Annotated in this window: 11 protein-coding genes; all 11 read left to right on the forward strand. The window is 44.2% G+C overall.

Annotated elements, in window-relative coordinates; all coding sequences use genetic code 11:
* Nucleotides 1–471: hypothetical protein (locus ACO4PX_RS03760; protein ID WP_485571545.1), on the forward strand; the 471-nt coding region annotated here is incomplete at its 5' end.
* The gene (locus tag ACO4PX_RS03765) at nt 468–1,646 is read left to right on the forward strand and encodes a galactokinase (RefSeq protein ID WP_485571547.1); all 1,179 of its coding nucleotides are present in this window, start codon (nt 468–470) and stop codon (nt 1,644–1,646) included. The genes ACO4PX_RS03760 and ACO4PX_RS03765, both read left to right, overlap by 4 nt.
* A 9-nt stretch (nt 1,647–1,655) precedes the next feature.
* Nucleotides 1,656–2,675 carry a UDP-glucose 4-epimerase GalE gene (gene galE, locus ACO4PX_RS03770; protein WP_183684067.1) on the forward strand — a complete coding sequence of 340 codons (1,020 nt, stop codon included), beginning with the start codon at nt 1,656–1,658 and terminating at the stop codon, nt 2,673–2,675.
* A 6-nt stretch (nt 2,676–2,681) separates the two neighbouring features.
* Complete coding sequence (locus ACO4PX_RS03775; protein WP_485571549.1) at nt 2,682–4,223, forward strand: UDP-glucose--hexose-1-phosphate uridylyltransferase; 1,542 nt, start codon at nt 2,682–2,684, stop codon at nt 4,221–4,223.
* Nucleotides 4,224–4,330: 107 nt separating this feature from the next.
* Complete coding sequence (locus tag ACO4PX_RS03780) at nt 4,331–6,259, forward strand: DNA gyrase/topoisomerase IV subunit B (RefSeq protein ID WP_485520757.1); 1,929 nt, start codon at nt 4,331–4,333, stop codon at nt 6,257–6,259.
* Nucleotides 6,260–6,280: 21 nt separating this feature from the next.
* Nucleotides 6,281–8,515: a DNA gyrase/topoisomerase IV subunit A gene (locus ACO4PX_RS03785; protein WP_314634645.1), complete on the forward strand. Its 2,235-nt coding sequence runs from the start codon at nt 6,281–6,283 to the stop codon at nt 8,513–8,515.
* A gap of 70 nt (nt 8,516–8,585) precedes the next feature.
* Nucleotides 8,586–9,668, forward strand: coding sequence for an aspartate-semialdehyde dehydrogenase (asd, locus tag ACO4PX_RS03790; protein WP_485520755.1), 1,083 nt, complete (start codon nt 8,586–8,588; stop codon nt 9,666–9,668).
* A 68-nt stretch (nt 9,669–9,736) separates the two neighbouring features.
* Entirely contained in the window at nt 9,737–10,789 is a 1,053-nt protein-coding gene (locus tag ACO4PX_RS03795; protein ID WP_485571551.1) for an aldose epimerase family protein, read from the forward strand.
* Nucleotides 10,790–10,798: 9 nt separating this feature from the next.
* On the forward strand, nt 10,799–12,811 hold the full coding sequence (locus ACO4PX_RS03800) for a DNA topoisomerase (RefSeq protein WP_485571553.1): 2,013 nt from the start codon (nt 10,799–10,801) through the stop codon (nt 12,809–12,811).
* 87 nt (nt 12,812–12,898) lie between these two features.
* Nucleotides 12,899–13,573 carry an LbetaH domain-containing protein gene (locus tag ACO4PX_RS03805; protein WP_485571555.1) on the forward strand — a complete coding sequence of 225 codons (675 nt, stop codon included), beginning with the start codon at nt 12,899–12,901 and terminating at the stop codon, nt 13,571–13,573.
* A gap of 174 nt (nt 13,574–13,747) precedes the next feature.
* On the forward strand, nt 13,748–14,389 hold the full coding sequence (gene upp, locus ACO4PX_RS03810; protein WP_183684060.1) for a uracil phosphoribosyltransferase: 642 nt from the start codon (nt 13,748–13,750) through the stop codon (nt 14,387–14,389).
* Nucleotides 14,390–14,639: the final 250 nt, after the last annotated feature.

Here is a 14,639-nt window from a genome sequence, read left to right on the forward strand (position 1 = left end):
CATGCCCACAGCATAGAAAATCACGTTCCCTCTTTTTGGGGGATTATTACGGTGGAAGAGGTAGAAGGAAAATGTGATTTTTATATACTTCGACAGGAGCAAAAAAATCCGTTTTGTGATATAAAAAGAAAGGCAAGTTTACTTTGGAAATCCGAACTACAGGAATTGCAGAAAAAATACGGGTTTCCCAAGTATCAGAATAAATCCAAAAGCTTTTTAGTGAATTATCTTTTAGAAAGAATTGCAGAAGAAGAACTGCAAAAAGATTTCTCTCATTTATTGTTGGAGAGAGATTATACGATATTTTCTGTAGAAGAAAAAAGCACTGAGGCAGAAGGAGTGGAGGAACTTAAAAAAGGAAAGAAAATCAGAAAGAAAAAATACAAAAGAAGAAAAAAATCATTGACGAAAACGAAGCTGGGGGTTACCCATTTGATTCGTAAAGGAAGTAAGAGGACGGTAAAAAAATGAGAGAGGAAGAGATCAAAAAGGCATTAGAAGAGAAGTTTTCCGAGCTTTATGGAAATAAAGAGGGGATTCGCTATTTCTTTGCTCCGGGAAGAGTAAACCTAATCGGAGAGCACACCGATTACAACGGAGGGCATGTTTTTCCATGTGCCCTCAGTATGGGAAGCTATGCGGCCGTAAAGAAGAGAGAAGATAAGAACTTCCGCTTTTACTCCTTGAATGTGGAGGGAGCAGGGGTGATTTCTGCGGGAGAAAGTGATTTTACCCCTCTAGAAGATAAGCAGTGGGCTGCTTACTTAAAGGGCGTGATTTGGGCTATGGAAAAAAGAGGTCTGGACATTCCCTGCGGTCTGGATTTAGTGCTTTACGGGAATATTCCCAACGGCTCCGGACTTTCTTCCTCTGCATCCTTAGAGGTCTTGATGGGAAGCATTTGTAAGGAGCTTTACGGACTTTCCGTAAGCTTCCCGGAACTGGCTTTAATCGGGCAATACAGTGAAAACAATTATAACGGGATGAACTGCGGAATCATGGATCAGTTTGCCAGTGCGATGGGAAAGAAGGATCATGCGATCTTTTTGGATACTGCCACCCTGCAATTTTCCTATGCTCCCATAGTTTTAAAGGATCATTGCATCATTATCAGTAACACCAACAAAAAGCATAAGCTTATCGGTTCCGCCTACAATGACAGAAGAAGAGAGTCGGAAGAAGCACTGAAAATTTTGCAGAAATTCCGTCCCATTAAGAGCCTGGGAGAGCTTTCCGATGAAGACTTCTTTGCTTTGGAAAAGGAAATCTTCGATCCTATTATTCGGAAGAGAGCAAAGCATGCGGTATTGGAAAATAACAGAACCATTGCGGCAAAGAAAGCTTTGGAAGAGGGAGATTTGCATCGTTTTGGAGAATTAATGAATCTTTCCCACGATTCCCTTCGGGATGATTATGAGGTTTCCTGTGAAGAACTGGATACCTTGGTAGACGCAGCAAGAGCTCTTCCCTATGTCTACGGCTCCCGTATGACAGGAGGCGGTTTCGGCGGATGTACCGTTACTCTTTTGGAAAAGGACAAGAAAGAGGAATTCAAGAGAAAAGTGGCGGAAAGCTATGAAAGAAAGATTGGTTACCCCTGTAGCTTCTATGAGGCAGAGGTTTCTGACGGTCCAAGAGAATTATAAGGAGGCAATATGAAGATTTTAGTTACCGGCGGTGCAGGCTATATCGGTTCCCATACCGTAATTGAGCTTCTGGCAGAAAACTATGATGTGGTGGTTTTTGACAACTTCTATAATTCCAGCAAAAAGGCTATTGAGCGGGTCAAGGAAATCAGCGGAAAGGATTTTCCCTTCTATGAGGCGGACATGCTGAAAAAAGAGGACATGGAAAAGATTTTCTCTGAGCACCCGGATATTTCCGCGGTGATTCATTTTGCCGGCTTAAAGGCAGTGGGAGAGTCTGTTGTGAAACCTCTTCTGTATTATCATGATAATCTTTTAGGAACCCTGAATATTCTGGAGTGTATGAAAAAATACGGCTGCAAAAACTTTATTTTCTCTTCCTCCGCAACGGTTTACGGAGATCCGGCGGAGATTCCCATTACGGAAAACTGTCCCAAGGGAACCTGCACAAATCCCTATGGCTGGACGAAGTGGATGCAGGAGCAGATGCTTTGTGATGTGCAAAAGGCCAATCCGGATTGGAATGTGATTTTACTTCGGTATTTTAATCCTATCGGTGCCCATATTTCCGGAAAGATTGGAGAGGATCCCAAGGGAATCCCCAACAATCTTCTTCCCTATGTGGCCAAGGTAGCCTCCGGTGCTTTGGAAAAAATCCATGTTTTCGGTCAAGATTATCCCACCAAGGACGGCACAGGCGTAAGAGACTATATTCATGTGGTAGACCTGGCTAAGGGGCATGTGAAGGCGGTGGAGAGATTATCGAAAAACGACGGCGTTTTGGTATGTAATTTAGGAACCGGAAAGGGCTATTCCGTGCTGGAAATTATTCATGCCTTTGAAAAAGCCTGCGGAAAGACTCTTCCCTATGTGATAGAGGAAAGAAGGGCAGGAGATGTGGCTACCTGTTATTCCAGTCCCAAGAAGGCGGAAGAGGTTCTTGGCTGGAAGGCGGAGAAGGATATTCTGGAAATGTGTCAGGACAGCTGGAGATGGCAGTCCCAAAATCCTAACGGATATGGAGAGTAAGAAAAGATGGTAGAGGAACTATTACAGGACTTTGTGGCCTATGGCGCTTATTGTAAGCTGATTGAAGAGGCAGACTTTGTTTATATCTACAACAGTCTGGCTACTTTACTTACGGTAGAGCCTAAGGATTATTCTTATGAGAAGATCCAGGAAAAGCTTCAGGGGATTTCCAAAGAAAGCATTGAAGACGGTTCTTATTTGGAAAGTTTACTGTCGAAACTCTTATCCCTGGCCTTGGAAAAAGGCGTTTTAAAAGAAGATAATGTGGTGGAGCGGGACCTTTTGGACACCAGAATCATGGGCATTCTTACAGACCGTCCTAGCCATGTGCAAGAAAAGTTCCGGGAATTTTATCAGGAGTCTCCTAAGAAGGCTACAGAGTATTTCTACGAGTTCAGCCAAAATAATGACTATATTCGTCGCTACAGAATCCGGAAGGATATTCATTTTCATCAGGAAACAGACTACGGTCCTGTAGAAATCAGCATTAACCTAAGTAAACCGGAGAAGGATCCGAAGATGATTGCCCTTCTTGGAAAGATGCAGTCCTCTTCCTATCCTGCCTGTATGCTTTGTAAGGAAAGTGAAGGCTACGGGGGCAGACTGGATTTTCCGGCAAGAGAAAACCATAGAATTATTCCTTTGAACCTGGCAGGGGAGGAGTTTTATTTTCAATATTCTCCCTATGTGTATTATCCGGAGCATTGTATCGTCTTTCATAAGGAGCATAAGCCCATGCGGATTTCCGGGGAAATCTTCCCCAAGCTTTTCTCCTTTGTAGAGCAATTCCCCCATTACTTTGTGGGCTCCAATGCGGATCTTCCTATAGTGGGAGGCTCCATTCTTTCCCATGAACATTTTCAGGGAGGAAACTATAGCTTTCCCATGGAAAAGGCGGAAGTTGAGGAATACTTTACCTTGGAAGGCTATCCGGATATTCAGGCAGGGATTGTGAACTGGCCCATGTCCGTGATTCGCTTACGTGGAAAGAATTCTGCTGAGCTTTCTTCCTGTGCTACGATGATTTTGGAGCGTTTCCGCTCTTATTCCGATCCGGAAGTTTCTCTCCATGCTTTTACGGAGGAGAATCCCCACAATACCATTACCCCCATTGCCAGAAGAAGGGGAGAGGATTTTGAACTGGATTTGGTGCTTAGAAACAACCTTTGTACGGAGGAGCATCCTTTGGGACTGTTCCATCCTCATGAGGAGTTCCACCATATTAAGAAGGAAAATATCGGTCTTATCGAAGTTATGGGCCTTGCAGTTCTTCCCGCAAGACTGAAGCAGGAGCTGGAGGAGTTGGAGGCAGCCCTGGTTTCCGGGGAAGATTTACGGAAGAAAGAAAGCCTTCAGAAGCATGCGGATTGGGGCGAGGAGATTTTAAGAAAATATTCCCATCTTTCCTCAGACAATGTCCATGAGATTGTACAGGTAGAAGTGGCAAAGGTTTTCATGGAGGTTCTTTCCTGCGCGGGAATCTTTAAAAGGGATGCAGAAGGAAAGGCGGCCTTCCGTCGTTTTACGGAAGTGATCTCCAAAGCATAATTTCGAAATAGAAAAATAGGGCTGTAATGACAAGCCCAACATAGGGCGGTAAGGACAAGCTCAATAGAGGGCAGTAAGGAAAAGCCCGGGAAACAAAAAGGAGAAACATGGCAAAGAGCTATAATGCAGACAGTATTACTGTTTTAGAGGGATTGGAAGCGGTACGAAGAAGGCCGGGAATGTATATCGGATCCATCGGAAGCAAGGGCTTAAATCATTTGATTTATGAAATTGTGGATAATTCCGTGGATGAGCATTTGGCAGGATATTGTACGGAAATTTCCGTAACTCTCCATAAGGACGGTTCCTGTACGGTACGGGATAATGGACGTGGAATCCCCGTTGACCGGCATAAGAAGGGAATTTCTGCGGAAAGAATCGTAATGACAACTCTCCATGCCGGAGGAAAGTTTGATGATAGCTCCTATAAAACCTCCGGAGGCTTACACGGTGTAGGTTCCTCCGTGGTCAATGCCCTGTCCAACTATATGCGGGTCAGGGTTTATCAGAATGGAAAAATTTACGAAGATGAGTACGAAAGAGGAATTCCGAAGACGGAGTTGATTGACGGCCTCTTGCCGGTGGTGGGAAAAAGCAGGGAAACCGGTACGGAAACCACCTTTATTCCCGATGACAGCATTTTCGAAAAAACCCGTTTTAAGGAGGAGTGGCTGATGTCCCGCCTCCATGAGACTGCTTACTTAAACCCCACACTTCATCTTCATTTTCGGGATGAACGGGGAGAGGAAGTCGTTAGCAGAGATTACTATGAGCCGGAAGGACTTCATGCCTTCGTAGCGGAACTGGTAAAGGATCAGACGAAAATTGTGTCTCCGATTATTTCCTTTCAGGGAAAAAGCGGAAAGACTGAGGTGGAGTGTGCCTTCCAGTTTACCGACAGCTTTGAGGAAAATCTTCTGGGCTTTTGTAACGGGATTTATACCCAGGAGGGGGGAACCCACATCGTGGGCTTAAAGACCAAATTTGCCCAGCTGATGAATACTTACGCAAGACAACTGGGAATTTTAAAGGAAAAGGATCCGAACTTTACCGGAGCGGATACCAGAAACGGTATGGTGGCTGTGCTTTCCGTAAAGTATCCGGAGCCTGTTTTTGAGGGGCAGACCAAAACCAAGCTGGCTTCTTTAGAGGCGGCCAAGGATGTATCCTCCGTGGTAGGAGAAGAGCTGGAGCGATATTTTGACAGAAACCTGGAAATCGTGAAGGCGATTCTTTCATGTGCGGAAAAATCCGCCAAGATTCGAAAGCAGGAAGAAAAGGCCAAGGTAAACCTTTTATCCAAGTCCAAGTACAGCTTCGATTCCAACGGAAAGCTGGCGAACTGTATTTCCAAGACTCCGGAGGAATGTGAAATCTTCATCGTGGAGGGAGACAGTGCGGGTGGCTCTGCAAAAACCAGCAGAAACCGCCATACACAGGCTATCCTTCCTTTGAGAGGAAAGATTTTAAATGTGGAGAAGGCTTCCATCGATAAGGTACTGGCCAATGCGGAAATCAAGACCATGATTAATGCCTTCGGTTGCGGTTTTTCCGAGGGCTTCGGCAATGATTTTGATATTTCCAAACTTCGCTATCATAAAATCATCCTCATGACGGATGCGGATGTGGACGGTAGCCATATCGATACCTTATTACTTACTTTCTTTTACCGATTTATGCCGGAATTGATTCAGGAAGGGCATATCTATGTTTCCATGCCTCCCCTGTATCTGGTGATTCCGGACAACAAAAAAGAAAAGCCTCAGTATTTATATGATGAGAAGGCTCTTCTGGCTTATCAGAAGAAGCATGGCAGCTCCGGCTATGAATTAAAGCGCTTTAAGGGTCTTGGAGAAATGAACCCCAAGGAGCTTTGGGAAACCACTCTGAATCCGGAAAACAGGGTGTTGAAAAGAGTGGAAATTGAGGATGCCAAGCTGGCTTCTCAGGTGACCAGTATGCTGATGGGTACGGAGGTAGCTCCCAGACGAGAGTTTATCTTTACCCATGCTATGGAAGCGGAAATCGATGCATAGAAAGGCTGAGGAAGAGAGAGTATGCCAGAACAAATCTTAACCACGGAATTTTCCGAGGAAATGCAAAAGTCCTATCTGGACTATTCCATGAGCGTAATTACCAGCAGAGCCGTGCCGGATATTCGGGACGGTTTAAAGCCTGTGCAAAGAAGAGTCCTCTTTGATATGGGAGAGCTTAGGGTATTCCATGACAGACCAACCCTTAAATCTGCCAGAATCTGCGGTGATACCATGGGTAAATATCACCCCCACGGAGACAGCTCCATCTATGAAACTCTGGTGGTTTTGGCCCAGGGCTTTAAAAAGAATCAGGCTTTGGTAGAGGGACAGGGAAACTTCGGTTCCATTGAAGGAGATTCTGCTGCGGCACCCCGATATACGGAGGCTCGTTTGGAGAAATTTACGGAGGATGTCCTACTGCAAGACCTGGCTCTATCCGTTCCCTTCCAGCCTAATTATGATGGAAAATTAGAGGAGCCGGTGGTGCTTCCTGCAAAGATTCCTTATTTTCTTTTAAACGGTTCTGAGGGAATTGCGGTAGGGATGACCACTTCCACGCCTTCCCATAATTTGTCTGAAGTGATTTCTTTAATTCTGGCTTATCTTAAGAATCCGGAGCTTTCCCTTACGGAAATGCTGGAAATCATGCCGGGACCGGATTTTCCCACAGGGGGAATCGTAGCCAATCAGTCCGAGCTGGAAGAGATTTACAGAACAGGACAGGGAAGACTTCGTTTAAGAGGAAAGCTCTCCTTTGAGAAAAAGGAAGGTCGTTCCGACAGAGATAAGCTGGTGGTAACGGAGATTCCCTATACCATGGTGGGCCAGGGCATCAGTAAGTTTATGCAGGATGTGGCCAATCTTTGCGAGGAAAAAAAGATTAATGATATTCTGGATATTTCCAACCAGTCCAATGAGCAGGGAATTCGTATTGTTCTGGAGTTAAAGTCCGGAGCGGATATTGAAAAGATTGAAAATATTCTTTATAAAAAGACAAAACTGGAGGACAGCTTCCCGGTTAATATGCTGGCTATTGCCAAGGGCAGACCGGAAACCCTTTCCTTAAAGAGAATTTTAGAGGAATATCTTGGCTTCCAGGAAGAAAGACTGGAGGCTAAGTTCTCCAAATTACTGGAGAAGGAAGAAAGAAAGCGGGAAATCGAGGAAGGTTTGATTTCCGCCGTGGACTCTATTGATGCCATTATTGCCCTTCTTAGAGGCGCTAAGAATCATAAGGATGCAAAAACCGCTTTGATGCAGGGAGATTTAACTGCCATTCAATTAAAGGAAAGGGATGAAGTTTTTCGAAAGATCATAGAGGGCTTCCGCTTTACAGATTTACAGGCTCAGGCCATCCTGGATATGCGCCTGTCCAAGCTGATCGGACTGGAGATTTTGTCTCTGCAAAAGTCCCACAGAGAAAGCCTGAAAAACATTAAAAACTATAAGGAACTTTTGGGCTCCAAAAAGGTGCTGTATGCTCATCTGGAGCAGGAGCTTCTGCAAATCCAAAAGGATTACGGGAAGGAAAGAAAAACGAAAATCTGTGATGCCAATGAAGCGGTATATGACGATACTGCCATTGAAGAGATGGATTTATATTATTTGCAGGATCGCTTTGGCTATGTAAAGTGTGTGGACCCGGGAACCTTCCAGAGAAATAAGGAAAGCATCGAGGCGGACTATGCCTATGTACTGCCCTGTAAGAATACTGATCGCCTGCTCTTCTTTACGGATTTAGGAAATATGCATCAGATTAAGATGCTGGATGTTCCCGTAACGAAGTTTAAGGATAAGGGCGTTCCCCTTGATAATCTGAGTAAGTTCTCTGCAGAACAGGAAAGAGTGGTGGCAGTCTTTATTCGAAAAGTATTGGAGGAAGAAACCCTGCTCTTTGTAACGGAACAGGCACAGATAAAGAGGGTGAAGGGAGAGGAATTTGCCACCCAGAACCGTCTGGTACAGGCCACCAAGCTGGGAGAAGAGGATAGACTCCTTAGCGTAATGCCTGTGGGAGAAGAGGATATTGTTCTGGAAACAGAGGATTCTTATTTCCTTAGATTCTCCTTAACGGAAGTACCTTTACAGAAAAAGACGGCCAAGGGTGTGCTGGCTATGAGTTTGCGCCCCAAGGACTATGTAAAAAAGGTGTATTCGCTTGCTTCGGAGGAAAATGTGGAGTTGGAGAGTAAAACTCTGAACCTGCAAAGATTAAAGCCGGGCAAAAGAGGCGGAAAGGGCGTAAAGCATAGTTAGGGAAAATGCTTTTTTTCATCACCCTGCCATGCTACAATAGAAGCGTTATTGAGGAATAGAGGGAAAAGATATGGAAAAATTTAAAGTAGGTATTTTAGGAGCAACAGGAATGGTGGGACAGCGTTTTGCAACTTTACTGGCTGAACACCCATGGTTTGAGGTGGCTTGTCTTGCAGCCTCTCCAAGATCCAGCGGATTAACGTATGAAGAAGCGGTAGGGGATCGTTGGAAGCTGGAAGAGCCTATGCCTGAGAAATTAAAGAAGATGGTGGTTAAGGATGTATCCAAGGTGGAAGATGTAGTACAGGGCTTGGACTTCGTTTTCTCCGCTGTGGATATGAAGAAAGAAGAAATCAAGGCCATCGAGGAAGCCTATGCCAAGGCGGAGGTTCCGGTGGTTTCCAACAACTCTGCACATCGCTGGACAGAGGATGTTCCCATGGTAGTTCCTGAGATCAATCCGGAGCATTATCAGCTGATTGAAAAGCAGAGAAAGCGTTTGGGAACCAAGAGAGGTTTTATTGCGGTAAAGCCCAACTGTTCTATCCAGTCCTATGCACCTGCTTTGGCAGCATGGGCTGAGTATGAGCCTTACGAGTGTGTGATTTCCACCTACCAGGCAATTTCCGGTGCGGGAAAGAACTTTGAAACCTGGCCTGAGATGGTAGGGAACATCATTCCTTACATCGGCGGAGAGGAAGAGAAGTCAGAGAAGGAGCCTCTTCGTGTATTGGGAACTTATACAGAGGATGGTATTAAGCTGAAGGAAGGTTTGGTTTTAAGTGCTCAGTGTATCCGTGTTCCTGTTTTAAACGGACATACCGCCACAGTTTCCGTTCGTTTCCGTAAGAAGGTCACTAAGGAGGAGTTGATTGCAGCCCTTAGAAATTATAAGGGCTTACCCCAGGAAAAGAATTTGCCCTCCGCTCCAAAGCAGTTCATTCAGTATTTGGAAGAGGACAACAGACCTTCCGTTCTTACGGATGTGAATTTCGAAAAGGGAATGGGAATTTCCATCGGAAGATTACGGGAAGATAATCTTTTCGATTTCAAGTTTGTGGGACTGAGCCACAACACCCTTAGAGGGGCAGCCGGCGGCGGAGTACTTTCCGCGGAAACTTTGGTAGAGCTTGGATATATTCAAAAAAGATAAAATCTAGGGGGTGTGAACAAGGGGGATTTACTTTCTTTTTCACACTCCTTTTTTTCAGGAGGCTTGCTATGCGTATTGAAAAATGTGGTCATTTTGTAGACGAAAGAGAAGTTCATCGCTATATTTTGGAAAACAAGAACGGCGTCCGGGCGGTTTTCACCGACCTTGGTGCTGTTTGGCTTTCCTTTCTTTTTCCTGATCGAAGCGGAAAATTGGTGGATGTGCTTTTGTCCGTTGAAAACTGGGAAGATTTAATGGAAAACCCGGGACATATGGGAGAGGTGGTAGGAAGAAATGCCAACCGTATTAATGGAGGACATTTTCAGCTGCACGGGAAAGATTACCATTTGTTTTTAAATGACAAGCAGCATAGTAATTGCCATTCCGGCCCGGAATATTTTGGCAGGAGACTGTTTCAAGCCAAGAAAAAGGGAGAAAATGCAATTTGCTTTTCCTTGTTCTCTAAAGATATGGATCAGGGCTTTCCCGGAAACATGGATTTTTCCGTGACCTATGAGTTAACGGAGGACAATGCCCTGCATATCCGCTATAAGGGAAGTTCGGATAAGGATACCCTGATGAATTTTACCAATCATGCCTACTTTAATCTGTCCGGTCATGACCAGGGAAATATAGCGGAACAAAGTGTTCGAATTTTTGCATCCGCTTATACGCCCTCCGATGAATACTTGATTCCTACAGGAGAGATTCGTCCTGTTGCAGGAACTGCCTTTGATTTCCGGGAGGAAAGGCCGATTTTTGAGAAGGCCTTTAAGAAGGATCCGGAGCTTTTGGCGGCAGGAGGCTATGATCATAACTTCTGTGTAGACGGAAAAGCGGGAATCCTTCGAAAAGCAGCTTTGGCTTATTCCAAGAAAACAGCTATTGAAATGTCGGTAGAAACGGATTGCCCGGGAATTCAGTTCTATACCGCCAATTTTTTAATGGCGGAGGATATGGGAAAGGACGGAGTGAGCTATGAACCCCATAGCGGATATTGCTTTGAAACCCAGTACTATCCCAATGCCATCAATGTTCCGACTTTTCTTTCTCCTATTGTAGCGGCGGGCTCTATCTACCGTTCTGAAACTATCTATCGTTTTCGGCAAAGATTGATTTAATAAGAGTTCATGACAAAAACGGATATAGGAAAGAAAAAAAATTTATATATAGCAGAGAAACCTTCTGTAGCCAAGCAATTTGCGGAAGCTTTGGGGGTAAACACCAACTCCGGTGGAAGAAGGGGATATATAGAAGCGGGAGAGCATATCTTTACCTGGTGTGTAGGACATCTGGTCAGCATGAGCTATCCGGAGGTCTATGACGAGAAATACAAGAGCTGGCGTATGGAAACCCTTCCCTTCCTTCCCAAGGAATTCCTTTATGAAGTAATTCCTTCCGTTAAGGAGCAATTTCAACAGGTTACCGGCCTTATGGAACGGGAAGATATCGGCTGTATTTATGTCTGTACCGACTCCGGACGGGAGGGAGAATACATTTACCGTTTGGTAGCTTCCTTTTGCAAGAATTTAAAGGCGGAGGAAAGGCGAGTTTGGATTGATTCTCAAACCAAGGAAGAGATTCTTCGAGGAATTCGGGAAGCAAAGGCGGAGTCCGCCTATGACTCTTTAGCCAAAGCCGCCTATTTACGAGCCAAGGAAGATTATCTTATGGGAATTAATTTTTCCAGAGTATTGACGCTTAGGTATGGCAGAGCTTTGGCAAAAAGCCTTGGCAAGGAAAAAAGCGCCCTGATTGCCGTGGGACGAGTAATGAGCTGCGTTTTGGCTATGATTGTCCAAAGAGAGTGGGAAATCCGCCGATTTCAAAAGACTGTCTTCTATAAACCACTGGGGGATTTTTCCCTGGAAGAGGGAGGAGAAGCCGGTCTTCTTTGCGAGTTTCGAAGCAGAGAGGAAAGTCCTTATTATAAAGAGAAGGATTTATACAAAAATATCGGCTTTCTGCAAAAGGAAAAGGGAGAGGAATTTTTGGGGGTATTTTCCCCTCTACCTAGAGAGGGAAGAGTTACTGCTCTGGAGAAAAAGAAGGAAAGCAAAAATCCTCCTCTTTTATACAATCTGGCGGAACTGCAAAACGAATGCTCAAAGTCTTTAAAGATTAGCCCTGACGAGTGTTTAAGGCTTGTACAGGAACTTTATGAAAAGAAAATGTGTACCTATCCCCGTACGGATGCCAGAGTATTATCCACTGCGGTAGCTAAAGAAATCGGAAAAAACATTCAAGGACTTCTGTCTTTTCCCCCCTATGCAAAGTATGCCAAAGAGGTTCTTGCTATGGACAGTGTGAAATCCATTGCCCGTTCTCGCTACACAGACGACAAAAAGATTACGGATCACTATGCCATTATTCCCACGGGGCAGGGAGCAGGACAATACAATTCCCTTTCCTATCAGGGAAAGAGAGTATTGGACTTTATTATTCGTCGTTTCCTATCCATCTTTTATCCTGCTGCCGAGTATAAAAAGATTGCTTTGGAAATAGAGGTTTTGGGAGAGTGTTTTACCGCCAACGAAAAAGTCTTGTTGAAGGAAGGCTACCTTTGTCTCTATCAAAAGAAAGAGAAGAATAAAGATGCATCAACCGGAGATCTTGCCGGAAAAGAAAACGGACAGGAAGAGGATGATCTGGATTCAGAAGAAGCTGTTACGGAAAATGGAAATCCCAAGCTTTCCGAACTGAAAAAAGGGGCTAAGCTTTATTTACAAGAGCTTAAGCTGAAGGAGGGAGAGACCCAGCCTCCAAAACGTTATACCTCCGGAAGCATGATTCTGGCCATGGAAAATGCGGGAAAGCTGATAGAAGATGAAGAGCTTCGTGCCCAGATTAAGGGCTCTGGGATAGGAACATCCGCTACCAGAGCCGGCATTTTAAGCAAGCTGGAAAAAAATGAATATATTCATTTGGAAAAAAAGAATCAGCAATTAAGCCCCAGCGAACTGGGAGAAAAGATTGTACAGATTCTTGCCAAATCCATACCGGCTTTATTGAATCCCACCCTTACAGCCTCCTGGGAGAAGGGGCTTTCCTATGTGGAGGGAGGAGAAATTTCGGAAGATGAATATATGCGGAAGCTGGAAGCCTTTGTGGAGAAGAATACCAACAAGGTAAAGGGCTTATAAAGTATATTGCCTGGTTTCCAATAATTTAAAGTGTAAAGAGTTTATAGAAGTATCACTTGTGATTTTGTGACAAAGAGAGGAGCAAAGATGAAAAAGAAGGACTTGGAATGTAAAGTTTTTTATCCATCCTTAGAGGAGTCTTATCAATCCCTTTTTGAAGGATGTCAATATCCCTGGGAGGCTTTACCGAAGATTAAGGCATGGATTTCTGCAATGCAGGGTAAGCTTCCTTCCGGCTTTCAAGAGGTAAAAAAAGGAGTTTTTGTTCATGAGAGTGTAAAGCTTTATCCCAATGTATATCTGGGGGAGAATATTCTTATTCTGGCGAACTGTGAAGTTCGTCCGGGAGCCTTTTTACGGGAAAATGTATTTGCCGGAGAGGGCTGTGTCTTGGGAAATAGCTGTGAATTTAAAAATGCGATTCTTTTCCCCCATGTGCAAACTCCCCATTACAACTATGTGGGAGACTCCATTTTAGGAGAATACTCCCATCTGGGCGCAGGGGCATTAACCTCCAATGTGAAATCCGATAAAACTTTGGTGAAGATTCATGCAGAAGACGGAGAGATCGAAACAGGCTTAAAGAAATTTGGAGCCATTGTGGGAGAACACGTGGAAGTAGGTTGTCAGTCCGTACTGAATCCGGGAACCATTCTTTGCTCCCATTCCAATATTTATCCACTATCTCCGGTTCGGGGCATTGTTCCTCCCTGTCATATCTATAAAGATAAGAGTAATATTGTAAAAAAAGAAGAGAGATAAAAGTAAAAACAGCAAAATGCCACGCTTTATATGGGGCGATGTTTCAGAATAAACAGTGGGCTTATTTATTGGAATTATAAAAGAAACAGAAAAGACTTGAAAAAGAAAATACTCTGTACTATCGTCTTAACGGAGTAAAGTACCCTGGATTAGAACAATAGGAAAGGAAAAGCCATGAACGAATTTGGAGAGAATGTAATTATTTTAGACCATCCTTTAATCACCCACAAAATTTCTATTTTAAGAGATAAAAATACCGGAACCAATGAGTTTCGCCAGTTGGTGGAAGAGATTGCCATGCTGATGGGATTTGTGGCTTTGTCCGACCTTCCTATGACAAAAATGCCGGTGGAGACCCCTATCGAAAAGACAGAGACTTTGGTTATTGCCGGAAGAAAGCTGGCAATTGTTCCCATCTTAAGAGCGGGCCTGGGAATGGTTTCCGGACTTACAGCCTTGGTTCCTTCCGCAAAGATTGGACATATCGGTCTGTATAGAGATGAAACAACCCATAAGCCGGTGGAATATTTCTGTAAATTGCCAAACCCCATCGAAGAAAGAATTATTGTGGTTTGCGATCCTATGCTGGCTACCGGCGGTTCCGGAGTGGATGCCATCAGTCAGATTAAAAAGCACGGGGGAAAGAAGATTAAATTTGTTTGTATCATTGCCGCTCCTGAAGGGGTAAAGAAGTTGCATGAAGCCCATCCGGATGTGCAGATTTATGTGGGTAATCTGGATAGAGAGTTGAATGAAAATGCTTATATCTGCCCGGGCCTGGGAGATGCGGGAGACAGAATTTTCGGTACGAAATAAGGATAAGAGAAAATCGCAGGAAACGGATTGTAAAAAGCTAATCGAATAAGCTAATCAAAAAAGCATATCGAAAAAGCTAATTGAAAAAGCATATTGTAATAGCGGATTTTAATGAGCTATAGAATTATATAGGACTGGAAAATGGCATAAAAAAAGGAGAGATTTCTCTCTCCTTCATGCCGCCAGCCGGACTCGAACCGGCACGGTTTCCCGCTTGATTTTGAGTCAAGTGCGTCTGCCATTCCGCCAC

Source organism: Oribacterium sp., assembly GCF_057249185.1.

Excerpts from the sequence above, each read along its gene's own strand:
- asd (WP_485520755.1), top strand. The coding sequence starts at position 8,586 with ATGGAAAAATTTAAAGTAGGTATTTTAGGAGCAACAGGAATGGTGGGA.
- ACO4PX_RS03775 (WP_485571549.1), top strand. The coding sequence starts at position 2,682 with ATGGTAGAGGAACTATTACAGGACTTTGTGGCCTATGGCGCTTATTGT.
- ACO4PX_RS03805 (WP_485571555.1), top strand. The coding sequence starts at position 12,899 with ATGAAAAAGAAGGACTTGGAATGTAAAGTTTTTTATCCATCCTTAGAG.
- ACO4PX_RS03785 (WP_314634645.1), top strand. The coding sequence starts at position 6,281 with ATGCCAGAACAAATCTTAACCACGGAATTTTCCGAGGAAATGCAAAAG.
- ACO4PX_RS03780 (WP_485520757.1), top strand. The coding sequence starts at position 4,331 with ATGGCAAAGAGCTATAATGCAGACAGTATTACTGTTTTAGAGGGATTG.
- upp (WP_183684060.1), top strand. The coding sequence starts at position 13,748 with ATGAACGAATTTGGAGAGAATGTAATTATTTTAGACCATCCTTTAATC.
- ACO4PX_RS03800 (WP_485571553.1), top strand. The coding sequence starts at position 10,799 with ATGACAAAAACGGATATAGGAAAGAAAAAAAATTTATATATAGCAGAG.
- galE (WP_183684067.1), top strand. The coding sequence starts at position 1,656 with ATGAAGATTTTAGTTACCGGCGGTGCAGGCTATATCGGTTCCCATACC.
- ACO4PX_RS03795 (WP_485571551.1), top strand. The coding sequence starts at position 9,737 with ATGCGTATTGAAAAATGTGGTCATTTTGTAGACGAAAGAGAAGTTCAT.
- ACO4PX_RS03765 (WP_485571547.1), top strand. The coding sequence starts at position 468 with ATGAGAGAGGAAGAGATCAAAAAGGCATTAGAAGAGAAGTTTTCCGAG.